The 22125-nt window shown below is 64.5% G+C and carries 22 protein-coding genes and 1 tRNA gene; 13 read left to right on the top strand and 10 right to left on the bottom strand.

All coding sequences use genetic code 11. The features are described from left to right. The coding region (locus BLV07_RS30100) for an Hpt domain-containing protein (RefSeq protein ID WP_176945855.1) at positions 1–287 on the bottom strand (287 nt) is incomplete at its 3' end. Between the two features lie 422 nt (positions 288–709). Continuing rightward, entirely contained in the window at positions 710–1192 is a 483-nt protein-coding gene (locus BLV07_RS30095; protein ID WP_091893191.1) for a response regulator, read from the bottom strand. A 660-nt stretch (positions 1193–1852) separates the two neighbouring features. Between BLV07_RS30095 and BLV07_RS30090 the strand changes: the two genes are divergently transcribed. The 3 genes from BLV07_RS30090 (at position 1853) to BLV07_RS30080 (ending at position 3568) form a co-directional block, all read left to right on the top strand. Beyond that, a complete protein-coding gene (locus BLV07_RS30090) occupies positions 1853–2560 on the top strand; it encodes a Crp/Fnr family transcriptional regulator (protein ID WP_091893189.1) in 708 nt (235 codons plus the stop codon). A gap of 152 nt (positions 2561–2712) precedes the next feature. Continuing rightward, the gene (locus tag BLV07_RS30085) at positions 2713–3090 is read left to right on the top strand and encodes an Hpt domain-containing protein (RefSeq protein ID WP_176945854.1); all 378 of its coding nucleotides are present in this window, start codon (positions 2713–2715) and stop codon (positions 3088–3090) included. A gap of 229 nt (positions 3091–3319) precedes the next feature. Beyond that, positions 3320–3568, top strand: a complete 249-nt coding sequence (locus BLV07_RS30080) for a hypothetical protein (protein WP_091893184.1) — start codon at positions 3320–3322, stop codon at positions 3566–3568. Between the two features lie 40 nt (positions 3569–3608). Here the strand turns inward: BLV07_RS30080 and BLV07_RS30075 are convergent, their stop codons facing one another. Then, a complete protein-coding gene (locus BLV07_RS30075) occupies positions 3609–4232 on the bottom strand; it encodes a helix-turn-helix domain-containing protein (protein ID WP_091893182.1) in 624 nt (207 codons plus the stop codon). A gap of 330 nt (positions 4233–4562) precedes the next feature. On the opposite strand from BLV07_RS30075, the gene BLV07_RS30070 reads away from it, so the two are divergent. From BLV07_RS30070 to BLV07_RS30060, 3 genes are all read left to right on the top strand, one after another. Next, positions 4563–5726, top strand: a complete 1164-nt coding sequence (locus BLV07_RS30070) for a hypothetical protein (RefSeq protein WP_091893180.1) — start codon at positions 4563–4565, stop codon at positions 5724–5726. A 477-nt stretch (positions 5727–6203) separates the two neighbouring features. Then, complete coding sequence (locus BLV07_RS30065) at positions 6204–6629, top strand: hypothetical protein (RefSeq protein WP_176945853.1); 426 nt, start codon at positions 6204–6206, stop codon at positions 6627–6629. A gap of 291 nt (positions 6630–6920) precedes the next feature. Then, positions 6921–8129, top strand: coding sequence for an EAL domain-containing response regulator (locus tag BLV07_RS30060; protein WP_091893176.1), 1209 nt, complete (start codon positions 6921–6923; stop codon positions 8127–8129). Between the two features lie 131 nt (positions 8130–8260). Here the strand turns inward: BLV07_RS30060 and BLV07_RS30055 are convergent, their stop codons facing one another. Then, positions 8261–9121: a DMT family transporter gene (locus BLV07_RS30055; protein WP_091893211.1), complete on the bottom strand. Its 861-nt coding sequence runs from the start codon at positions 9119–9121 to the stop codon at positions 8261–8263. 160 nt (positions 9122–9281) lie between these two features. Between BLV07_RS30055 and BLV07_RS30050 the strand changes: the two genes are divergently transcribed. Then, positions 9282–10649: an aminotransferase-like domain-containing protein gene (locus tag BLV07_RS30050; protein WP_091893174.1), complete on the top strand. Its 1368-nt coding sequence runs from the start codon at positions 9282–9284 to the stop codon at positions 10647–10649. Between the two features lie 4 nt (positions 10650–10653). On the opposite strand, the gene BLV07_RS30045 is transcribed toward BLV07_RS30050, so the two are convergent. Further along, positions 10654–11268 (bottom strand): GDYXXLXY domain-containing protein, encoded by a 615-nt coding sequence (locus BLV07_RS30045; RefSeq protein ID WP_091893171.1) that lies wholly within the window; start codon positions 11266–11268, stop codon positions 10654–10656. Further along, entirely contained in the window at positions 11265–12536 is a 1272-nt protein-coding gene (locus tag BLV07_RS30040; RefSeq protein ID WP_091893169.1) for a DUF2157 domain-containing protein, read from the bottom strand. Before BLV07_RS30040 ends, BLV07_RS30045 begins: the two co-directional genes overlap by 4 nt. A 722-nt stretch (positions 12537–13258) precedes the next feature. Between BLV07_RS30040 and BLV07_RS30035 the strand changes: the two genes are divergently transcribed. Next, the gene (locus BLV07_RS30035; RefSeq protein ID WP_244551244.1) at positions 13259–14065 is read left to right on the top strand and encodes a Bug family tripartite tricarboxylate transporter substrate binding protein; all 807 of its coding nucleotides are present in this window, start codon (positions 13259–13261) and stop codon (positions 14063–14065) included. A gap of 118 nt (positions 14066–14183) precedes the next feature. Here BLV07_RS30035 and BLV07_RS30030 read toward each other — a convergent pair whose 3' ends face one another. Both BLV07_RS30030 and BLV07_RS30025 read right to left on the bottom strand, forming a co-directional pair. Continuing rightward, positions 14184–15164, bottom strand: coding sequence for a Bug family tripartite tricarboxylate transporter substrate binding protein (locus BLV07_RS30030; RefSeq protein ID WP_176945852.1), 981 nt, complete (start codon positions 15162–15164; stop codon positions 14184–14186). Between the two features lie 60 nt (positions 15165–15224). Continuing rightward, complete coding sequence (locus BLV07_RS30025; protein ID WP_176945851.1) at positions 15225–16865, bottom strand: FAD-dependent oxidoreductase; 1641 nt, start codon at positions 16863–16865, stop codon at positions 15225–15227. A gap of 116 nt (positions 16866–16981) precedes the next feature. Here BLV07_RS30025 and BLV07_RS30020 point away from each other — a divergent pair, with 116 nt between their 5' ends. Next, positions 16982–17881, top strand: a complete 900-nt coding sequence (locus BLV07_RS30020; protein WP_091893162.1) for a LysR family transcriptional regulator — start codon at positions 16982–16984, stop codon at positions 17879–17881. A gap of 3 nt (positions 17882–17884) precedes the next feature. Here BLV07_RS30020 and BLV07_RS30015 read toward each other — a convergent pair. Then, a tRNA-Ser gene (locus BLV07_RS30015) sits at positions 17885–17974 on the bottom strand. Positions 17975–18110: 136 nt separating this feature from the next. On the opposite strand from BLV07_RS30015, the gene BLV07_RS30010 reads away from it, so the two are divergent. Continuing rightward, positions 18111–18974 (top strand): alpha/beta fold hydrolase, encoded by an 864-nt coding sequence (locus tag BLV07_RS30010; RefSeq protein ID WP_091893160.1) that lies wholly within the window; start codon positions 18111–18113, stop codon positions 18972–18974. Between the two features lie 181 nt (positions 18975–19155). Here the strand turns inward: BLV07_RS30010 and BLV07_RS30005 are convergent, their stop codons facing one another. Beyond that, positions 19156–20286, bottom strand: a complete 1131-nt coding sequence (locus BLV07_RS30005; protein ID WP_091893158.1) for an ROK family protein — start codon at positions 20284–20286, stop codon at positions 19156–19158. A 333-nt stretch (positions 20287–20619) separates the two neighbouring features. On the opposite strand from BLV07_RS30005, the gene rplU reads away from it, so the two are divergent. The 3 genes from rplU (at position 20620) to BLV07_RS29990 (ending at position 22121) form a co-directional block, all read left to right on the top strand. Further along, positions 20620–21003 carry a 50S ribosomal protein L21 gene (gene rplU, locus BLV07_RS30000; protein WP_091893156.1) on the top strand — a complete coding sequence of 128 codons (384 nt, stop codon included), beginning with the start codon at positions 20620–20622 and terminating at the stop codon, positions 21001–21003. Positions 21004–21105: 102 nt separating this feature from the next. Next, the gene (gene rpmA / locus BLV07_RS29995) at positions 21106–21375 is read left to right on the top strand and encodes a 50S ribosomal protein L27 (protein WP_091893154.1); all 270 of its coding nucleotides are present in this window, start codon (positions 21106–21108) and stop codon (positions 21373–21375) included. A 152-nt stretch (positions 21376–21527) separates the two neighbouring features. Beyond that, complete coding sequence (locus BLV07_RS29990) at positions 21528–22121, top strand: GNAT family N-acetyltransferase (RefSeq protein WP_176945850.1); 594 nt, start codon at positions 21528–21530, stop codon at positions 22119–22121. Positions 22122–22125 lie beyond the last annotated feature (4 nt).

Genomic DNA, 22125 nt, shown 5'->3' with positions numbered 1-22125 from the left:
ATCTCCTTGATGCGGTCGATCGAGGACAGGATCACCGTCACCGCCTGCCCGGTCACCGGCATGCCGTCGCGGAATTTGCCCATCAGCGTCTCGCCGGCATGCGCCAGCGCTTCCAGCCGCGGCAGGCCGAGGAAGCCGCAGGTGCCCTTGATGGTGTGGACCAGGCGGAAGATGTTATCCAGGATCTTGGCGTTGTTCGGCTCCTGCTCGAACTTCACCAGCTGATTGTCGACGGTGTCCAGGCTCTCGCTGGTCTCCGTCAAAAACTCCCGCAACAGATCATCCATGAGGTACGCCTTACTGACTGGGCTTCGACGCGTTGCGCCGCGCTTGGAATCGACGGAAGCCCTCTTTTCGATCGTTAGACATCCCTTTTCACGGTCCCGTTAATTTCGGCCTCCGTGCTAATACGGATATTGAAGACAAGTTTGCCGTTCGGCTGCATGCGAGGGCACGCTTCGGCGAAGCCGGCACCGCACCGCGACGAGGGAGAGATGTGAGGTAGACGCGTCGATAACGGCGCATGGCACGCGCGAGAAAATCCCGTTCGCGAAGGACGATAGGCGCGGCCTTGAGTGGAATTGAACGGACTCGGCCCGCGGTCGCGGGCGCTCTCGCGATGGATCGTTTCGTGCTGTGCCGCGATCCACAAAATTCGCGTTTTCGGTAAACGAACCGTTACCTCGTCGCCAGTCCGGCTCGTGCCGCGCTAACCCAGCCGCGCTGCCGAGGCAATCTCGGCGTCGGGCCGATGCTCCGCCAGGCAATCGTTGATGGCGGCGAGCAGTGCGTGCGGCGTGAACGGCTTGCGCAAACAGCGTGCGGCGCCGAGTTCCAGCGCCATCCGGAGGAAATCGGGTGCGGGCGAATTCAGATTTGCGAAAGCGTAGCCCGACATCGCGATCAGCGGAATGGCGGGCGCCCGCTCGTGGAAGGTCCGGATCGATTCGAACCCACGCATATGCGGCATGAAGATATCGATGATCATCAGATCGAACTGTTCGTGTGCGAGGGCCCGCAGTCCAGCTTCACCTCCCTCGGCGATCGTCACCCGAAAATTGTTGCGCTGGAGATAGATCTCGATGGCCATGCACACCATCGGGTCGTCGTCGACAACGAGAATATGGCGCAGATCTTCCCTCCCCGTTTGAGCTTCCCGTTTCGGCAATTCAATCATCGAGCCGTGGGACACGCCTTTCTCCTCTGGTTTCGATCGAGAAATGGATCGTCGCTAAGATGGTTGGCGGCGCCGGGAAGACGGAGACGATGGCTGCGAAATCTGCGGCCGCACGGGGCCATGGTTCGAAGCAATGCTGGATGGCTGAAAGCACTCGCGGACGAGACTGCGCGGGTCGACCGGCGTCCGATGGCAGCACGGATGCAATGCTTCCGGCTCATGAAGGCCCCTTGCCGCTTTTTCCTGCGCAACCCTCGCAGACGGGCGCACAACTCAGGAGCGAATCAGCGCGCCGCTCTTTATTTCCGCCGCAAATGCCACAGGCTGTCTGCCCTGTAACGGGTATATGGACAGCGCCACAACCTATACAATATATTTTTGTCGCCGCGCAACTGCATGACGAACGGGGCGCGGCGCTGATCGGAACATCGAACGCGCCGGATTGACCCGCATGACCGCGAGAGGCCACCCGCCCAACCGGTTGCTGCAAATGCTCGAGGCGGCAGATTTCAATCTGCCGCGCCCTCGTATTTGAAATGGTCAGGGAGACTGTCTTGGGCCGGACATCTTGTCCCAATTGCCAATATATCCCGACGTGAACATGATGGAACTTACTCGCGCAAGAAGCGATTTCGCCGGCGGCGACTTTGCTGATGCAGAAGGCGGGAGGCAGCTTTGGAAACGACGGGCCGCCCATCCAACGGTTTCCTGTCCGCGCTGTCGGCAGACGATTATGAGCTGATCCGCCCGTACCTGCGCGCGATCGATCTGCCCCATGACGCGGTGCTGGTCGAGGCCGGCGAAACGCTCAAGCGCGCCTATTTTCCCCACCGCGGCGTGATCTCGCTGGTGGTGAAGCTCGCCAAGGGCGAGCATGTGCAGGTCGCGATGATCGGCCGCGACAGCCTGCTCGGGACACTCTCGACCATGGGCGATGCAAGCGCGTTGAACACGGCCGTCGTGCTGGTTCCCGGGGCCGCGTCGGTGATGGATCTCGACCGGCTGCGCGTCGCGGCCGACCAGAGCAGCAGCTTGCGGACCTTGCTCACGCGCCACGGTCTTGCGGTTTACGCGCAGGTCCAGCAGACCGCGGGCTGCAACGCCGCCCATCCAGTGGAGTCGCGGCTGTCGCGCTGCCTGCTGCACACCCATGACCTGTCGGGCGACTACCGGCTGCTGCTGACCCAGGAGGCCATGGCACAGATGATCGGGGCGCGGCGCAACAGCGTGTCGCTGGTCGCCAACACCTTGCAGCAGGCCAATTTCATCCACTACAGCCGCGGACACATCCAGATCCTGAACCTGGACGGCCTGCGCCAGACCGCGTGCGAATGCTACGCCACCGTGAAGGCGCAATACGACCGGCTGCTCGGCCAGCGCTGACCCCGCACGCGTGGTAAACCGACGGCTAACGCCGGCCCGCAAACACGAGCCGTCCTGCTTCCGGAACTGAAATCCAGATGCCGTAGACACGGCGGGCCTCGCACCGATACCGGCCCGCGCGGCATCGAATCGTGATCGAGGCAGGCAAAGCCATGTTTGAAGTGTCCGTCGCGCCGGCGCCGAAGCTGCTCGATTGCGCGCCCGCGCGCGACCCGAATGCTTATGCGGCGCTGGTACATGAGATCGGCGAGGACGGAGCCCGCGAGGTGCGCGCCGTGTTCTGGAGCGAGACCGGCGCACGCCTGCAACTGTTCCGCACGCTCTCGCGTGAGCAGCACCAGGCCAGGATCGCCCGCGAAGCACATTCGTTGAAGAGTGCGGCCGGGACGTTCGGCTATGCGAGGCTCGCGGCGCTGGCACTGCGGCTGGAAAAGTCCGCCGAGACGCTTCACGACACCGAGCTCCGCGATCTCCTGGACCTGATGGATGCCGCCTACGCCGCGGCGCGCGCGCAGGAGCCGGAATGCTAGAGCATGATCCGGAAAAGTGCGCAGCGGTTTTCCGAAAAGATCATGCTCAAACAACAACCTAAAGCACGATGACGATTCATCCAAATCTCATCGCGCTTTAGAGCCATTTCGGTTGTCGAAAACGCTCTAACCATCCGCGCGTGTATTCCCGCCGTACTTCTACGGCTTGGGATTTTCACAGATGGCTAATCATAGCTGGCGATAGTCGCGGGAAACCAGGAGGGTTTCCATGTTCACCTACGAGACTGCGGACCAGAAGGAAGTCCGTCGCTTTCGCATCGCTCAGTTCAACGGCCGGATGGCGACGGTAAAGTCTGGCGAGTCGACGGTGACTGGCTTCGTGCGCTCGGTGCTCGAGCAGGAATCGAGCATGCCTCCCCGCTGGACCATCACGATCATCCCGAACGCACCGAAGGACGAGCCCAAGCCGCTGCGGCCCGCATCACGCACGCGTCCCTTCGCCGAAGACTATTTCTGAGCGGGATCAGCGCCGCCGGCCCGGCGGAATGCAATCAATCTCAATCGATCGAGTGCAGCAGCGCCGCACGGACGAGGTCCGCGGTGTTGCGCGCGCCGAGCTTGCGCATCGCCTCGGCGCGATGGCTTTCGAACGTGCGCGGACTGATCTGCATCCGAAGCGCGCCCTGCTTGTTCGAATAGCCTTCGCTGATCAGCCTCAGCACCTCGCGCTCGCGCTTGGTCAGCCGCTTCTGGCCGGACAGGCCAATCAATTCGGCGCGGGGCACGCGCTGCGGCAGCGGCACGCGGGGGGTCCGCGCTTCGGCGTCCCCGGTCCCGGATGGGATCGGCAGGCCGCCCTTGTGAGGACCGGCAAGCTGCTTGACGAGGCCGCAAACGCGCTCGGTCTGCGCCAGCGCATTCTCCACGACGCGCTGCAAATAGGCGCGGTCGCCGGTGACGGGCGCGAGCTGATCGCTGTGGTGCTTGATCTCGCCCATGTAGAGCAGGAGCGCCGTCAGGGGGCCGTTGAGCTCGCGGGCAATGGCGGCGGCCATTTCGTCGGCGGCCTTGGCACGGGCGGCGTTCAGGCGGACGAAATCGGGCTCTTCAGCTGGAGCAGCGCTGCTTTCGTACCATTCCGACGGCCGCGAATCAGTGGCCGCATCATTCTGTGACGCCATGTCACTCATTTAGCGGAACGGGGGCCGGTCTGTGGTTAACTTTTTGCCCCGTAAGACTACGGTGATTTCGGCAGTTTTGCGCTAAATCCGCGGCATCGGCACAATTTATGCTTGCGCGGGGAGGTTCCCGGGCGCGTAGAGGTTGAGATTTCGGCTCAGATCCTGAGCAAGCGGGCGAAACCCCTCAACAGCTGCCTCCGCTCTGGCCGCCCCCCGGATTTTACGGATTAATTAACGGCGACTTGCTTCTCTAGGGAGATGAGAGCGCGCAAATGCCTCCACGCATTGGGCCCGCAAGCCTGCGGGAAACGCTGCGAAAGATTGCGTGCCATGAACGAGATCGATCGGCTGTCGGAATTCTTGCAGAGGCTGACGCCGCTGTCGCGCAGCTGTCTGCTCAGTGAACTCGAGCGGCTCGAGCTGTGCGGGATCGACATGCCGGGCTCGACCGACATCCAATCGCGCTTGCGCGCCGAGTTTCGCAAGGACGGATCGACCCAGGCGCGCGCCACCAGCCCCTCGCGCTATTTCTTCGCACCGCTCGAGTTGCTTCTGATCGACGGCGCGCCTGAGCACGCCAATGCGGGGCGGATCTCACGCAACACCCTCACCCCGATCTGGGAATGGATCTGCCGCGACCTGCTGCCGACCATGGCACGCGACTACATCAAGGCGATCAACGACCAGGTCGCCGCCAACAACCCGAAGGAAGTGCAAAAGATCGCGTCGACCTTCCAGACCAAGGTCCTCAAGGTCCTCGAGAGCACCCTGGCGTCAGCGGATAGCACCGAGCTCGCACGCGCCAAGCTCGCGCAGTACACGGCATCGCGCACCGCCTTCGACGACGTCATGAAGATGCTTGACGTGCTGCGCGCTGGCGACGCGCTGCCGAAGTTCAACGAAAAACTGCCCGAGCAGATCGCGAAGTTCGATGACAACCAGGTGGCCCAGATCACCTCGCAACTCGACGGCTTCAGGAAATCCCATCCCCGCGCGCTGCCCTTCGCATTGGCACTGGTGGCAAGGCGCCTGAAGACGCCCTGGCAATTGGTGCGCCTTGCCACCAAGGCCGCCGCAACCAAGAGCGCCGCCGACGTCGCCGCCGCGCCCTATGCCTGCGTCGTTCCCATGGTGCTCGACCGGCTCGACGACAAGCGCCTCGCTCTTCGGGTTGCGCTCCGGCACAACCGGGTGCTGGTCGCCCGCGACCTGCTCGCCGAGATCTACGACATCGAATATGCGCTCAAGGTCCGCATCGATGACATCGAACATTGCGAGTGGGGCGTCCGCCTCCAGCAATTGATGGACGCGATCGCGGCACTGGTGTCCGCCGAGGTGAGCCGCTTCCCCGCCAATGTCGGCCACATTCTCGGATCGCGCCGCCTGCGCAGTCACGATACGCTCGGCGGCAAGTTGACCTATCTCGCCTGGAAGGGACGCGACGCGATGCAGGACGGCGCGGCGGCGTTTCGCAAATTGATCGGGCAGACCTGATATCGCGCAGTCATCAAAGCGCGAGGGGCTTTCGCGTTATCGGTGAGTGATCATGCCTAAAGCGCGATGAGATTGAATTGAACCGTCATCGCGCTTTAGGTCTTTGTTTGAGCATGATCTTTTCGGAAAACCGCTTCACACTTTTCCGGATCATGCTCTAATGCGCGCGCGGCATGCACAGGAAGCGATCGAGAAATCGCCCCGACAGCACGAATCTGAACCACCAATACATCATTCGCCGCATCGTCATCGCTGCATCCTCGACAGCCCACCACCGGCTGTGCGGAGCAATAGCGCAGGCGCAGCAGTGCGCATGTGATGTGTTTCACATTTGCGCCGACAGGCGCGGACGCATCGTCGCATAACTGTCACGAGCGCAGATGGAACATGCCCGCATCGCGCGAAAATGAGTTCCGCGGCCGTAGCTGTCGCTCCTATCCTCCGATGCTGCGAAGGAACAAGCCGCAGGAGGTCGCGATGAGATCAAACCGACGGGCCCTGACGATGGTGACGTTGCTCGTGGGTGCGCTCGCGCTCACATCGACGACGATGGCGCAGACGACGCCGCCACAAGGAGATGCTGCGCCGACCGCCGACAACGCGGTGCTGCTGACCGTCTTCTTCAAGCACGATCAATCCCGGCCGCTGCACGAGCTGAATGCGCAACTCGAGACGCAGGGCTTCTACAAGGCGTTTCCGCCGCCCGGCGTCGAGGTCGTGAGCTGGTATGTGATGATGGGCATTGGCCAGGTAATCACGCTGCGCCTGCCGGCGTCGCGGCTGCGCGAGGTCAACCGCGTCATCGAGGACACGGCCTGGGGATCTTATCGCACCGAATTCTATCCGACCTATGACTACAAGGCAGTCGGCGTGGCACAACACGAAAAAGCCGCCGGAAATTAATTCTCCAATCGTCCTGTCATTGCAGCGAAGGGCCACGCAACCGCATCGCTCGATGCCTGGCGTCGGCAAGCCGCACCTTCATCGATCGCGCGGGAGAAATTCCGCATGCGCTGGCAGCCGTTGCGCGTGCGGTGCCGGAGTATGCGAATTCTTTTCGAAGAATCTGTCGACAAATTAGCTCTAATTGCAGGGCTTAACGTTACTCAAATAATTCAACAGCGAGGTGACGCTCTCCTTATTTGAACCCACGCTCCGCGTTTAAGAAACCGTCACGGAACGGGAGTGGTGTTGATGAACGATGGGATTGTTGAACTCGTCGGACGAAGGCCTGTAACCTTCGGACGGCGAAAGGTGACGCCGCGCGCCTGCGTGGCCGACAGCAAGCGTCACTTGCGCGCCTTCCTCAGCGAGGTGCTCGAGGATCTTGGCTTCGTCACCTGCGAATGCGCCAGCGCGGACGAGCTGCAAACCGTGCTCGCCACCGAATTGCCGGATCTGATCCTGCTCGGTGTCGCCACCGACGGCATCGAGCCGGGGAGATTCCTCGAGGTCTTGGTGCGTGAGGGCTTCGCCGGGAAGGTCCTGGCGGTCGGCGCCCGCGAATCGATCGTCGTCAGGGCCGTGCGGCAGGTCGGCGAGGAATACGGCCTTGCGATGCTGCCGCCGCTGACCACGCCCTTTGCCGCGGAGACGCTGCGCGAGCGTGTCGCGATGCTGCTGCCGGAGGAGCCGGCGCCGAGCCCGGCCGTGCATGTCGGCGAGGCCTTGCATGCCGGCTGGCTGGAGCTCTGGTACCAGCCCAAGATCGACGCGCGCACGCTGATCCGCAGCGGCGCCGAGGCGCTGGTGCGAATGCGCCATCCGACCTGGGGCGTCGTGCCGCCGGCCTATTTCATTCCCGAGGAGCACGATCCGCATCTGCGTGATCTCTCGGAATTCGTGATCGAGCGCGCCATGCAGGACTGGCACTATCTGCTGGAGCAGCAGAGCCCGATCGATCTCTCGATCAACCTGCCGGCGTCCTATCTGAAGGAGCCACAGGCGGTGCGCGATCTTTGTCGCCGCATGCCGACGCATCCGGCCTTCGGCGGGCTGACCATCGAGATCGACAGCGAAGAAGCGACCCGCGATCTCGACCTCCTGACCGAGGTCGCACGCGAGGTGGGGCTGCACAATATTGGCCTCGCGATCGACAATCTCGGCGCCAACTGGCCGGCGCTGATGGGCCTGGACAAAATTCCCTTCGTCATGATGAAGGCCGACCGGCACTTCGTCACCGGCAGCGGCAGTGACCGGCTGAAGCGCACGGTGTGCCGTCACATCGTCGAGCTGGCGCAGGGCTACGGCGCGCGCGTGGTCGCCGAGGGCGTCGAGAGCCGCGCCGACCTCGTCGGCGCGAACGAGCTCGGCTTCGATCTCGTGCAGGGCTTTCTGTTCGGCAAGCCGATGCCGCTGAAGAAATTCGCCCGCTCGACGCTGACGAAAACCGTGATGGAGTGAGCTCGTTCGCGGCTCGTACGTCGCTGGGCGCGCGCGGGAATCGTCAATCTCGCGCGCGTTCGCCGGGCCTGCTTGGGCAGTCGGTGCACTTACGCCGCTGCGGTGCGGGAGGCAGGACTAGCCGGCCATCATCACGCAAACCGGCGCGCGAAGAAGACGCAGACGACCACGAGCGCGGTCGCGGCGATCATGCTCCAGGCGATGGGCTCGTGCAGCAACAGGCCGGCGAGCGCGAGGCCGAAGAATGGCTGGAGCTGCTGCAACTGGCCGACGCGGGCGATGCCGCCGAGCGCGAGCCCGCGATACCAGAAGATGAAGCCGACGAACATGCTGAAGATCGAGACGTAAGCGAGCCCGATCCAGGCGGGCGCGCTGACGCCGCTCCATGTCGGCGGCCACGTCCAAATCGCGACAGGCACCATCAGCGGCAGCGCCAGCAGCAGCGCCCAGGAGATCACCTGCCAGCCGCCGAGGCGGCGCGACAGCGCGGCGCCTTCGGCATAGCCGAGACCGCATAAGACGATCGCGGCCACCATCAGAAGATCGCCGGTGAGCGAGGCTGAGCCGTCGTTCGACAGAGCAAAGCCCGCGACGGTGGCACTGCCGAGGACGGCGAACAGCCAGAACAACGGCTGCGGCCGCTCACCGCCGCGCAAGACGCCGAAGATCGCGGTCGATAGCGGCAAGAGGCCGATGAAGACGATCGAATGCGCCGAAGTGATGTGCTGGAGCGCGAGCGCGGTCAGCAAGGGAAAGCCGACCACGACGCCGATGGCGACGATGGCGAGCGAGGCGAGATCGCGCATCGCCGGCCGTGCCTGACGGAGCACGCCGAGCACGGCCAGACCTATCAACGCCGCAATGACCGCGCGCGTGGACGTCAGGAACAGCGCGGAGAAACCGCCGACCGCCACGCGCGTCGCCGGCAGCGAGCCGCTGAAGATGATGACGCCGAGAAGCCCATTGCCCCAGCCGGTGCCCGCAGATTGCATTCCTGCCTCGCTTTTTGGAGCGCGATGCTCGGCCATCGCCAGTGACAAGACCAGCGACAGTTCAGTACAATCTGGCAAAACTGTATGGATATGGAAGGCGATACACTTGGACAGCGAGGCATCAGCGAGAGGGCGCAACGGAACGCGGACCGCAGACGTGATGAGTGCCATCCGCGCCAAGGTCGCGGGCCGCGCGCTCGGTGCCGGCGACCGCTTGCCATCGATCCGCAGCCTTGCGGCGACGCTGGGGGTTTCGCCTTCCACCATCGTCGAGGCCTATGACCGCTTGGCCGCGGAAGGGCTGATCCGTGCCCGTCGCGGCTCGGGCTTCTATGTCTCGCCGACGGTCATGCCGCCGCTCGCACTGACCGAGGCCGAGCCGCGCCGCGACCGGGAGGTCGATCCATTCTGGGTTTCGCGGCAATCGCTTGATGCGGACACGACCGCGCTGAAGCCCGGCTGCGGCTGGCTGCCGCCGGAGTGGATGCCGGAGGCGGCGCTGCGACGCGCTATCCGCGCGCTCGCGCGGACCGATGCGACTCTATTGGCGGACTACGGCAGCACGCGCGGTTCGCCGGCGCTGCGCCGGCTGTTGCTCACGCGCCTCGCGGAAGACGCGATCGAGGCGTCGGGCGACCAGCTCATGCTCACGGGGTCGGGCACGCAGGCGACCGACTTGATCTGCCGCTTCCTGCTCCGTCCCGGCGACACCGTGCTGGTGGACGATCCCTGCTACTTTAATTTTCGCGCCTTGCTTCGAGCGCACCAGGCGAAGATCGTCGGCGTGCCCTACACGCCATCGGGTCCGGACGTCGCAAGCTTCGAGCAGGTCCTCGCCAGCGAACGGCCGCGGCTCTACATCACCAATTCAGCGCTGCACAATCCGACCGGCGCGACGCTGTCGCTTCCGACTGCGCACCGGCTGCTGAGCGCGGCCGCCGCGCACGACCTCACCATCGTCGAGGACGATATTTTCGGCGACTTCGAGCCGGAGCGCTCGCCGCGCCTTGCTGCGCTCGACGGCCTTGCCCGCGTGATCCGCATCGGCAGCTTCTCCAAGACGCTGTCGGCCTCGGTGCGCTGCGGCTACATCGCAGGGCGCGCCGACTGGATCGAGCATCTCGTCGATCTCCAGGTCGCGACCAGCTTCGGCGGCCCGAGCCCGGTCGCGACCGAGATCATCGCAAAGGTGCTGGCCGGCGGCAGCTATCGCAAGCACATGGACGAGCTCAGGCAACGGCTCATGCGCGCCCGGCGTGACGTCGCGCGAAAACTTCAGGCGCTCGGCATCGAGCCGTCGCTGACGCCGCGCGGCGGCTTCTTCCTCTGGTGCCGTCTTCCGGGCGGCCGGGATGCCACGGCCGTTGCGCGCGCGGCTCTCGAAGAGGACGTGGTGCTGGCCCCGGGCAACGTGTTCAGCGTGTCACAGACGGCATCGAACTTCATGCGGTTCAACGTGGCGCAGATGGGCGATCCCAGGATGTGGGATGTGCTGCGGCGGGCGTTGAAGGCGGGCACCGAACGATAGACGTCTAGTACCAAGGCTCCTCATACACCGGCTCGCCGTCGAGCAGCAGCCGCTTGATGGCAGCGCGGCCCGAGGGCAGCACCGCGGCGACGACCCGCAGCTTTTGTTGGTTGCGCGCCTGCTCGAGCTTCTTGCCCTCGCCTTCGGGCACGAAATAGCTTTCGAGACCGTATTTGATCGTCAGCTTGTCACAGAAGGTGCGGCCATTTGTGCCGCAGGCCCCTCCCGAATAGCCGACGCGGCCGCGGATCAGCAGTTCGGGCGCCGTGACGGGGACAGGCTCGGCATGCACCGAGACGCCCTCGTAAAGGCCGTTGGCATTGGGCGCGAGCTTGACGAACACGACCGCATTGCGTTCGGCGGCCGGCTTGCCGGCGAGCGCGCCAGCCGGCACTTGCGAGATGTCGTAGCGGAGCACGACATAGTCGCCGCGCAGGAGATCGCGGGGATCGACCGGCTGCGTCTGCAAGGTCACGTCAAGGCCTTCGCGCAGGATCTGCGTGCGCTCGGCGACCATCAGGACCAGCAGCACGCATTGAAGCAGGACGGCGACCCCGAACAGCACGGCTTTCGGAATGCGCTGCCAGAGTTTTGTGGCGGATGCGAAAAGCTTGATCATCGCGCAGCCCTCGGCAGCATGCGATTGAGCGCGGTCGCAAATCCGACGGCGATGATTCCGGCCGCCGCAAGGAAGGCCGAGCGGCCCAGCAGCGAGCCCTTCACCGCCCAGGTGATGCCCGCGATCACGCCGGCGATGCCGAGCCAGCCGGCAACGATTCGCGGACGCACCTCATCGAGCATGCCGGAGACGACGAGGCACAGCATGGCACAGAGCAGCGCGGCATAGGCGAACCAGGGCTCGCCGGCCGCAGATGCCGGCCAGATCGGCGCGGCGAGCAGCACGAGCCCGACGGCGCATGCTGCCAGGACTTCACCGGCGCGCCTGGTGATCCCGGCGGCTGCGAGAGCGAGGATCACACCCGCGATCCCGCTCAGGATCGCCCAAAGCGGTTGAGCTGGCACTGTGCCGATCCGGACGCTAACGATGTCGTCGACTGTCGTCACCTCGAGGCAGGCAACGCCGGCCAACGCAAACGCCCCGTAGATCGACAGAACGCTCCCGAGCCGGAGCGCCCTCGGCGACGGCGCTGCGGCGATCGCGAGCCCCGCGCCGAACAACAGCGCCGCGCCGTTCGCGAGCAGGAATGACGGCTGGGCGCCATCGAATTCGAAGCGGAGCGACGTCGCGATCCACCACGGCAGCATCGCGATCGCGACGAGATGGGCCGCCACGCGAGAATTCCATGCAAAGGCCGTCGCGGCGGCGATGAGCCAGACGGCCACAAAGGGAAGGTGCAAGGCGTCCGGCGTGTCGTAAGTCCGCATGCAGGTCCAGATCGAGGCGGCGACGAGACCGACCGCGAGCGCACCGCGCGAGCCGGTCAAGAGTGCCGCGGCCAATGCCCCGATCGACCACAGCAGCATGCCGCCGGCAAAGTCCTCGCCGAGATGATACATCTGGCCGACCAGCGCGATGCCCGCGCCAAAGATGATGGCGCCAATGCTGGCACAGAGATCGGCGAGAACAGTACGACCCGTCGTTGCGAACCAGGCCCCGAGGCCGCCGGCGACGACCATGCCGGCGAGCAGGATTGCGAACCGCAGCAGCCGCGCGATCTCGGTCCAGTGCGCGGCGACGAAGGCGAGGAAGGCCGCCGCGATCAACAGGCCACCGACGATGGCGACGACCACAGCGATGTTGATGCCGGCTGGGAGCGGCGGCAGCGCGGCGCGGATGGAGGCGGCAACCGCCGGCGCGATCACACCGTCAGCTTCCCATTGTGCAAGATCGGCTTCGAGGCGCTGCCGGTAGGTTTTATCGAACATCGTCCTGGATCACCTAACTGCCGGCGGGCGGCTGCCGCCAGTCAGCCGGCGGGATGTTGCTTGGTCGGATTCCGCCGATGGCGGGTTCAAGACCGCACTGGCTGCAGAGGGCATCGACGGTTGCTGCACGACACGTCAGCCGGCGAGCTTGCGGTCGCGGATCGGCTGAGCGCCCGCAAGTATGCCGCGCTGAAGCGCGCAGCCGGCGAGAGATCGCGACCGATGCGCCCGATCAGATGCTGCAGTTGAACAGCTGCACGCCGAACTGCGCTTCGAGCTCGCCGATGTAGCGACACCAAGGTCGGCGAGAGCCCGGCGCGGCGGGCCGCCACCGAGAAGCTGCCCTCGCGGACGGTGCTGACGAACAGTTCCACGACCTGAAGGCAATTCATCCATCTTTTCATATTCTGCAAAAGAGATGCTCAGATTACGCCAATGGTTGGAAGAGACTCACAGCTGTAACTTTCAGTCAACATGGCCATAAACGGCCACACGGCAGCGGGGGAGAACTGCAACCATGGAAGGCATCGCCGACAAGGTGATGAGAGCGCTCTTGTGCCTCGTCGCCGCGACGACGCTGGCGCTCCAGGCGGGCGCCGCGGGGGCTCAGACGGCCGCAGAATCCTGGCCGAACCGCGCGATCACCTGGGTAGTGCCGTTCGGGGCCGGCGGCGTCACCGACCTCGTCTCGCGCAAGATCGCGGAGCTGCTGCGGACGCGGCTTGGGCAAGCCCGTGGTGGTGGAGAACCGCCCCGGCGCTGGCGGGACCATTGGGACGGAGTTCGTTGCCCGGGCCCAGCCCGACGGCTACACCGTGCTCTACGCCTCCGGCGGGCCTATGACGATCCAGCCGAACCTGGGGCTGACGAAGCTCAACTACGACCCGCTCAAGAGCTACGTCCACGTCCGCGGCGTGAGCTCGTCGAACCAGATCCTCGTCGCGACCGCGGCAGCGCCCTACAACACGCTGGCTGAGTTCGTCGCGTACGCGAAGGCCAACCCAGGCAAGGTCAATTTCGGCTCCCCCGGCCCCGGCACCGCCCAGCACCTCGCCGGCGAGATGTTCCAGGCCGCCGCCGGCATCAAGCTGACCCACGTGCCTTACAAGTCGGGCTCGAGCCAGATGACCGACATGATGTCGGGCATCCTGGACGTCTCCTTCGACTACCTTACCGTGCTCAGGCCGCTGATCGACACCGGCAAGGTCAAGGTGCTCGGCACCACCGGCACGGCGCGGCTGGCCGCGCTGCCCGGCGCGCCCACGGTGCTCGAGGTCGGCTACCCGGACGCCGTCAATGTCGGCTCGACCTGGGTCTCGGTCCCAGCCGGAACCGACCCGAGAATCGTGGGCAGGCTCTCTGAGGCGCTGGCCGCCGTGCTCGCCGACCCCGCCATCGTCGCGGACCTCTCCACCAACGGCCAGGTGTCGATCGCCGACAAGGGGCCGGCCGAGATGGAGCCGTTCATCGTCGAGGAGACCGCACGCTACAAGCGGGTGATCGAGAGCGCGGGCATCGCCGCGCGTTAAAGCATGATCCGGACCCGAAGGGCCGCGTGAGCGCAAAGTGCGCAGCGGTTTTCCGAAAAGATCATGCTCAAACAACAACCTAAAGTGGGATGACGATTCATCCTCATCGCATTGCGCTTTAGTTCGCCTTGATCCCGGCCTCGCCAATCAGCTTGCCCCATTTCGCGCTTTCGCCCTGAATGAAGCGGCCGAATTGCTCAGGCGATGTCGGCGCGGGCTCTGCGCCGAGCGTCCGGATCTTCTCGACCACCGACGGGTCTTTCAGGGCCTTTGTGAAGGCTTCGTTCAGTCGGCCGACGACATCCGCAGGCGTGCCGGCCGGAGCAACGAGCCCGAACCAGCCGACCGATTCGAAACCCGCGATCCCGCTCTCGGCAAGAGTCGGCACGTCAGGGAGGGATGCCAGACGGCGCGCCGAGGAGACGCCGATCGCGTTGAGCTTGCCTTCAAGGATCAGCTGCCTCGATGCGGGGATATCCAGCACAGCGAACGGGACGTGCCCTGCGAGCACATCGACCGTCGCCGGCGCGGTCCCGCGATAGGGTACCAGCTCCATATTAATCCCCGTCTTCTGCGCGAACAGCGCTGCCGTCAGATGCATGGCGGTCGAGTTGCCGCCATGTCCGATCGACAACGCGCCTGGCTTTGCCTTGGCGAGCGCGATCGTCTCCGCCGCATTGTGCGCGGGCACGTTTGCAGACGCCACCAGCACAAAGGGAATCTCCGCAAGCAGGGTGATCGGCGCGAGATCCCTGGGATCGAACGGCATTGACGAATTGAGGTGCGGATTCACCGTCAGGCTGCCTGCCGGCGCGACACCGAGCGTATAGCCGTCCGGCTTGGCTTGCGCTACCGCGGCCATGCCGATGTTGCCCCCTGCTCCGGCGCGGTTCTCGATCACCAAGCTCTGCTTGAGCTGGGCGGTGACCAGCGGCTCGAGCGTGCGGATCACGGTATCGGCGCTGCCGCCGGGCGGGAAGGTCACGATGATCTTGATCAATTGCTCCGGATAGGCCGCCTCAACGCCCCCCAGCGGCAGCACGGCGAAAGTCGTGGCCGTCAGCACGGCCAGAATGCGACGTCTTGCAGAGTGAAACACGTTCCCCTCCCCCGATGAAGTTTTGATTTGTGGCCGTCAGACCGGAAACCCGCTGTCCCCTTACGTCGCCTCGCCGGTGAGGCGCGCCAGTAACCCTTGCGGATTGTCGGGCGCGACTTGCCCGCGCCAGGCGATGTGCTGGTCTGGCCGCACCAGCACCAGCTTCTCGGCATAGGCACCGTTCGCCTCGTCCGGCGCGATGTCGACCAGCGTGAACGGCATGCCGCGTTCCTCCGCCGCCGACTCGAGTCGTGCCACATCGATCGCCGGATCGAGCCGCAGCAATGTATAGCCGGGCCCGAATGCATCGTAGAGCGATCGGCCGTCGCGCAGGAACAGATGCGGCGCGCGGGCGCCGGGTACGGTGGAAGGCGCAAAACTTCCCATCGCGTAAGCCGGCGGGGCCTCGCCGTCATAGGCGATGATCGGCGAGGCATCGTAGTAGTAGCCGAAGTTGAGGCCGGCGCAGCAATATTGCTGCACGTTCAGATCGTACGCCGCCCTGGCCAGCGCTGCGCGCGCCGCGTGACCACGAGGCGTGGCGTCCTCGATCTCCGCTGAGACGCTGCCGCGCTGGGCCATCATCTTCATCGCGTGATCCATGGCAAAGCGCGACACCTGCTCGGTGATGGGCTGGCGCTCCGCTTCATAGGCGTCGAGAATTGAAGCCGGCGCCCACCCATTCAGATGCGCCGCCAATTGCCAGCAGAGGTCGACGGCGTCGGCAATGCCCGCATTCATGCCGTAGCCGGCATAGGGCATCCACAAATGCGCGGCGTCGCCGCAGATGAAGACCCTGCGATCGCGGAAGCGATCGGCCACCAGCCGGCGCCCGACCCAGTCCTCCTTGCTCAGGACCCGGTATTCGAAGCGCGCATCGACGCCGAGAATGGCGCGGATCGCCCAGTCGCGATCGACCGAATCGAACTCGGGCTCGTCGAGCTTCAGGTGATTGTGGATCAGCCAGCGGTCGTGACCATCGATCGCAACCGTGGTGCCGGAGCGCCGCGGGTTGAGCGAGAGCACCATCCAGGCAGGCTTGTGCGCTCCCATCAGTTCCTTGAGTTGCGGAGCTTCGATATAGGTCGATTGCACGCGCTGGATCACCGGCGTCCCGGACAGGCTGGCGCCAATCGATTTCCGCACGAGCGAACGGCTGCCATCGCACCCGATCACGAAGTTGGCTTCGATACGGAGCGGATTTCCGCTGTCGAGGTTGCGACCCATCGCGATCACATGGCCGTCGTTCTGTTCGATGTCCGTAATTTCCGTGCGCGCCAAAATGGTGATGCGCGGCTGCGCGGCGGCATGGCCGAACAGGATCGGCTCGAGATAGACCTGGTTGATCCGGTGCGGCGGCTCGGGCGTCGGCCACCAGGTGTCGGGACCGCCGGTTGCAGTGTAACGGCGCGCGCGGGATGGGATGTCGATGCGGCAAAGTTCGATGCCGGTCGCGGTGGTCCTGTAGGAGCAATCGTTCGGGAAGTCGGCCGGCAGGCCTGCGTCGCGCAGCTTTGCCGCGACGCCGAGCCGGCGGAAGATCTCCATCGAGCGCGCCGAAACGTGATTGCATTTGACGCTGGGCGGATCGCCGGCATGGCGGATTTCCGCGACGACGACGTCGATCCCGCGCGAGGCCAGATCCATCGCCGCGGTCAATCCGACGGGCCCGGCGCCCACCACCAGCACCTGTGTCCTCATGCTCGTTTCCATCCCATGCTTCACCCGCGGATTCGCCGTCCACGCAGCATGCATTTTATTGCAGGGTCGCTTATGAGATAAGCCAGAAAGAACTCATCAATTCATGAGCATTGCCTATGAATGTCACCTTGAGGCAACTGCAAGCCTTCACCGGCGTGTACCGGACGCGCAGCATCACGCGGGCCGCGCGTGAGCTGGGGATCACGCAATCGGCGACGAGCCTCTTGGTCCAGCAGCTCGAGGTCCAACTTGGCGTCAGGCTGTTCGATCGCTCCACGCGGTCCGTGCAGCCAACGCTGGCCGCCGACGAGGCTTTTCATGCCGCCGAACGGATGCTCAGCGATGCGCAAGGACTGTCACGGCGCATGCATGACCTCGCGCAGGCGCGCGCAGGTCGCGTCGTGTTTCTCGCGTCAGCCGGCGCCGCATCGGCGCTGCTGCCTTTGGTGTTGGCGAAATTCCGCGCGGGCTATCCGGACATTGAGATCGACATGCGCGACGTTGCCGCGGACGATCTCGTTCCGCGTATGATCGCAACCGATGCAGAGTTCGCGATCGGCAGCGTGGAGGGCGAGATCGCGGAGATGTCGGTCGAGACCCTGACCCGCGGTCGCCTGAGCGCAATTGGCCGCCGCACCGCGGACTTCGCCGCACGTCGTTCCCTCACATGGGACGAGCTCGAGCAGTTCCCGACGATCGCGATGCGGCGCGAGACGCGGATCCGCATGCAGATCGATCAGGCATTGGGCGCGCAGGGCAAGCGCCTCTCGCCGACCTATGAAGTGACGCTGATCAACACCGCGCTCGCCATGACCGCGCAGGGCCTCGGCCTCGCCATCCTTCCCGCAACGATGCTACCGGCCGATCAATTTCCGACGCTGATCGCGAAGCCGCTGGTGCGCCCGGCCATCACCCGCCCGGTATCGCTGCTCCAGCGCCAGGGACGAACGCTCTCGCCGGCGGCGCAAGCGTTTGTGGCGACGGCGAGGACGGTGCTTGCGGAGCGAGCTACTTGATAATGGCGGAGAGGGAGGGATTCGAACCCCCGATAGGCTTGCACCTATGCCGCATTTCGAGTGCGGTGCATTCAACCACTCTGCCACCTCTCCTGAAGGTGCCGATAAGAGGTAGGAACCCCTGTGGTCGGGGCGTGTAATAGGCGAGGATGGCCGGCCAGACAAGGCGCGAAAGGCGAAAATCCGCCGCCTGTTTCATCCCTTCCCTCTCATTCCGAAAGGAACCGCCGTGGAGCATCTGACGATCGCGGCCGATAGCGCCGATTTCCATCTGGTCCGCGCTGGAAGCGGCAAACCGCTGCTTTTGCTGCATGGTTGGCCGGAATTCTGGCGGACCTGGGAGCCGGTGATGACGCGGCTTGCGGACCGCTTCATGCTGCTCGCGCCCGATTTGCGCGGCTTCGGTGACAGCGACAAGCCTGATGGCCCCTACGGGCCCGATGGCCATGCGGCGGATATGCTGGCGCTGATGGACGGGCTCGGCATCGACCGATTCGGCGTCGTGGGCCATGACGTCGGTGGCGCCGTGATGCAGCCCCTGGCCCGGCAGGCACTGGGCCGGCTCACCGGGCTGTTCTTCTTCGATTTCGTCTATCCCGGCATCGGGCCGCGCATGGCAGCGCCCGATAGGCTCAACCACATCTGGTACCAGTCCTTCCACCAGATGGAGATGGCGCCGGCGCTGGTCGGCGCCAGCCGCGAGAGCTGCCGGCTCTATATCAGCCACTTCCTCAAAGGCTGGGCGCATCGGAAAAATGCCTTCGACGACGTGCTCGACGCCTTCGCCGACAACTTCCTCAAGGACGGCAATCTCGCCGGCGGCTTTGCGCATTATCGCGCCTCGCATGCCGGGCGCATCGCGATGATGAAGGGTGAGGCACCGCGCCTGCCGCCGATCAATGTGCCGACCTGCGTGCGCTGGGCCGAGCACGACCCACTCTTTCCCTATGCCTGGACCGATCGGCTCGGCGAAACCTTCAGCGAACTCGATCTGGCGATGTTTCCGGACGTCGGGCACTTCCCGCATCGGGAAGATCCGGATCGCGCGGCCATGGAGATCGCGGCGTTCTTTCAGCGCATCGGCTGGAATTGAGGCCCGGGTCCAAGAAACGGGGTGGGACCGCCAGACGCGGTAAACACTGGCGGTCCCTTGCCGCTCATTGAAATACTGACCGGGAAGGGCGGCTTCGCCGGCCGAGTGAAGCGACGATTCGACCCTAGCGTGCAGCCCGCATCGCGCAACGCAATCCGCCCCTTAACCTAACCGGTCAAGGTTACTCTTTGTCGTTCTTGCCCTTTTTCTTCCCGTTCTCCGTGGAATCCCGGTCTTTTCCGTTGCCGCCCTCCTTGCGGCGGTTGGTGAAGCGCGCATTGCCAAGGCCGGTGCCGATGGTGAGCACGCCCCAACGATCGACGTGCTGCATGAACGGCACTTCCGAAAGGCCCTGAACCACGCCGTCATTGTGCATCACGACCGCGGTGTCGTGCCCGCCGATCTCGGGGATGGCTTCGACGAGGCTTGCCGGCAGGTTGAACTTGCTGCTCTCCCAATTGCCGGGGAGATTCTGCGCACCCTTCTCGATGGAGCCGTCCGCGTCGATCACGCCGGGACAGGCGATGCCGATGAACGGCGCGAGCTTGAAGCCTTCGGCTGCGGCATCCTCGATGAGCCCCTCGAGCATCTTGACCACCCGCTTCACCGCGGCCTCGCGGCTCGGCTCATCATCGGCATGGCGCCACAAATCGGATTTGAAGACCGCGGCCTTGGACAGATCGGGCGCCTTCTTCCAGCGCGTTTCCACGATCCCGCAGCGGATGTTCGTTCCGCCGATGTCGACCGCGAGGATGCTGTCATAGGCCTCGAAAATCCAGGACGGTGCGAGGTGCAGGGCTCCGATCAACCCGGCATCATCAGGATCGAAGCGGATCGGCACCAGATCGACCTCGAAGCCTTCAGACTTGAGGATGATCTCGGCCCGGGCAATGGCGATTTCACCGAGCCGGCTCGCGCGAAAGCCGCCGCCGACCACAATGCAGTCGGTCTTGGCCCAGGCCTTGGTCTTGAGGAACCTCCGCGTGACGTAAGCGAGCTCCTGGGCGAAATCCTCGATCGCGCTATGCACGACGGCCGTGGCCTCGGTATCGTCGCCGACCAGAACGGCATCGAGGGCCTTCTTGCTGATCTTGTCGGACGGCTCGTCGCCGAAGGGATCCTCGCCGCTCTTGCGAAGCGGTTTGCGCCACTCTTCGAGGATCTCGCGAAACGCGCCCTTGCTGGCGCGGTCACCCAGAAAGCCCTCGTCGTCCTTGAGCTCGATGTTGAAGCTGTCGACGTCGACCGACGGCAGGCGGCTCGCCCCGTGCTGGGCGATGCCCGTCGTGTTGACCAGCTGGTCTGTTGCCATGATAGCCCTTGCCCGCGTGTCCGATTTGCGAGGACACAACGGGGAGGGAACCCGTTGGTTTCAAGCCGGCCGCAGATTCGGCCGACACACCGGAATGGACCCAAATCCTTCAAATCCTGACCGTTTTGGCTCGCTTTTCCTTGACTTGCGGCGTCCGGCGGCTATAAGTCCCACAGCCGGCGCGGGGCGTTTCTCGCGCCGCTTGCTTTTGCGTGGGTTTTCAAAGGGATAACTCCCGCCCGCACAAAGCTCGCATAAACCCGTAGCGACTGACAAAAAGCCGGCCCCGACAAACTGTCGCGAGGCTGGGATTGAACACGAAGGAAAAAAACGATGTTCGCAGTCATCAAAACCGGCGGCAAGCAATACCGCGTCGTGCCGGATGATGTTCTCGAAGTAGGCAAGATCGCCGGCGAAGTCGGCACGATCGTGCAGTTGAATGAAGTTCTGGTGGTCGGCGGCGACACGCCGGTCCTGGGCGTCCCGACGGTCGCAGGCGCGTCCGTTGCGGTCGAGGTGCTCGACCACAAACGCGGACCGAAGGTCATCGCGTTCAAGAAGCGCCGCCGCAAGAACTCGCGCCGCAAGCGCGGCTATCGCGACGAGATCACAGTGCTTCGCGTCAGCGAGATCCTGACCGACGGCGCCAAGCCCACCAAGGGCCCGCGTCCGAAGAAGGAGAAGGTGGCCAAGGAGTCCGCGAAGGAAGCCGAATAACGAGATTTGATCACGCCAATTCACGAATTGATGCGTGAGAAATCGTGAAATGATTCCGTCAAGGAATTGATCTAGACATACGTAGGATTTCGGAGACGAGCCATGGCTCACAAAAAAGCAGGCGGTTCATCGCGTAACGGACGCGATTCCAAGGGCAAGCGCCTCGGCATCAAGGCGTTCGGCGGGGAGATCGTCGCGCCCGGCAACATCATTGCGCGTCAGCGCGGCACCACCTGGCACCCCGGCCTTAATGTCGGCATGGGCACGGACCACACTTTGTTCGCCAAGGTCGAAGGTCGTGTTGCGTTCCAGGCCAAAGCCAACGGCCGCACCTTCGTATCGGTACTCCCGATCGCAGAGGCGGCTGAATAGACGGCGGATCAAATGGGAATCCGCCGGGTCCTGACCAAACCGGCGGAGCCCTGGAGATCATAGAGATCGAAGGCTCCAGGGGAGGCGGGAAACCGGCCTCCCCTTTTCTTTGACTTGCTCACTTTGACTTAGTGACTTTCCAGGAGCCGGACATGTTGCAGGATTTCTCGAGTGTGACCTTGCAGGAGGCGAGACCGAGTGTCGTCGCCACGGAGCGGCTGACCTTGCGGCGGCCGACACTCGCCGACGTCAGGACCATCGCCCGGCTCGCCAACGACCGCCGCATCGCAGAAAACACCCGCCGCCTGCCGCATCCATATTCGCAGGACGACGCCGTCGAATTCATCCGCGCCACCGCCGTGCTCGGCAGCGAGACCGTGTTCCTGATCGAGCACGACAGCGGGCCGATCGGCATGGTCGGCATCGACTGCTCCACGCCCGACAATGCCGAGCTCGGCTATTGGCTCGGCGTCGAGCATTGGGGCCAGGGCTTTGCCACCGAGGCCGCACGCGGCGCGATCGACTTCTTCTTCGAGGAGTTCGAGGACGACCATCTCTATGCCGGCGCGCGCGTCACCAATCCGGCCTCGCGCAAGGTGCTGGAGAAGTGCGGCTTCCAGTGGAGCGGCGTCCAGCTGCACCGCTTCCTGGCGCTGGGATCGTCCACGCCCGTCGATTGCTTCCGCCTGTCACGCGGCGTGTGGGCGTCGCTGAAGAGCTGGAGCAGTGCGAGGAGGATGAGGTAGGGCC

The organism is Bradyrhizobium sp. Rc2d, from assembly GCF_900099855.1.
In the GTDB taxonomy this organism is placed as follows: Bacteria; Pseudomonadota; Alphaproteobacteria; order Rhizobiales; family Xanthobacteraceae; genus Bradyrhizobium.
The sequence above is the reverse complement of the archived record's forward strand: the minus strand, read 5'-3'. Positions and strand labels throughout refer to the sequence as shown.

Excerpts from the sequence above, each read along its gene's own strand:
- BLV07_RS30060 (WP_091893176.1), top strand. The coding sequence starts at position 6,921 with ATGAACGATGGGATTGTTGAACTCGTCGGACGAAGGCCTGTAACCTTC.
- BLV07_RS30045 (WP_091893171.1), bottom strand. The coding sequence starts at position 11,268 with ATGATCAAGCTTTTCGCATCCGCCACAAAACTCTGGCAGCGCATTCCG.
- BLV07_RS30085 (WP_176945854.1), top strand. The coding sequence starts at position 2,713 with ATGTTTGAAGTGTCCGTCGCGCCGGCGCCGAAGCTGCTCGATTGCGCG.
- BLV07_RS29990 (WP_176945850.1), top strand. The coding sequence starts at position 21,528 with ATGTTGCAGGATTTCTCGAGTGTGACCTTGCAGGAGGCGAGACCGAGT.
- BLV07_RS30080 (WP_091893184.1), top strand. The coding sequence starts at position 3,320 with ATGTTCACCTACGAGACTGCGGACCAGAAGGAAGTCCGTCGCTTTCGC.
- BLV07_RS30070 (WP_091893180.1), top strand. The coding sequence starts at position 4,563 with ATGAACGAGATCGATCGGCTGTCGGAATTCTTGCAGAGGCTGACGCCG.
- BLV07_RS30075 (WP_091893182.1), bottom strand. The coding sequence starts at position 4,232 with ATGGCGTCACAGAATGATGCGGCCACTGATTCGCGGCCGTCGGAATGG.
- BLV07_RS30050 (WP_091893174.1), top strand. The coding sequence starts at position 9,282 with ATGAGTGCCATCCGCGCCAAGGTCGCGGGCCGCGCGCTCGGTGCCGGC.
- BLV07_RS30005 (WP_091893158.1), bottom strand. The coding sequence starts at position 20,286 with ATGGCAACAGACCAGCTGGTCAACACGACGGGCATCGCCCAGCACGGG.
- BLV07_RS30040 (WP_091893169.1), bottom strand. The coding sequence starts at position 12,536 with ATGTTCGATAAAACCTACCGGCAGCGCCTCGAAGCCGATCTTGCACAA.
- BLV07_RS30065 (WP_176945853.1), top strand. The coding sequence starts at position 6,204 with ATGAGATCAAACCGACGGGCCCTGACGATGGTGACGTTGCTCGTGGGT.
- BLV07_RS30020 (WP_091893162.1), top strand. The coding sequence starts at position 16,982 with ATGAATGTCACCTTGAGGCAACTGCAAGCCTTCACCGGCGTGTACCGG.
- rplU (WP_091893156.1), top strand. The coding sequence starts at position 20,620 with ATGTTCGCAGTCATCAAAACCGGCGGCAAGCAATACCGCGTCGTGCCG.
- BLV07_RS30025 (WP_176945851.1), bottom strand. The coding sequence starts at position 16,865 with ATGAGGACACAGGTGCTGGTGGTGGGCGCCGGGCCCGTCGGATTGACC.
- BLV07_RS30055 (WP_091893211.1), bottom strand. The coding sequence starts at position 9,121 with ATGCAATCTGCGGGCACCGGCTGGGGCAATGGGCTTCTCGGCGTCATC.
- rpmA (WP_091893154.1), top strand. The coding sequence starts at position 21,106 with ATGGCTCACAAAAAAGCAGGCGGTTCATCGCGTAACGGACGCGATTCC.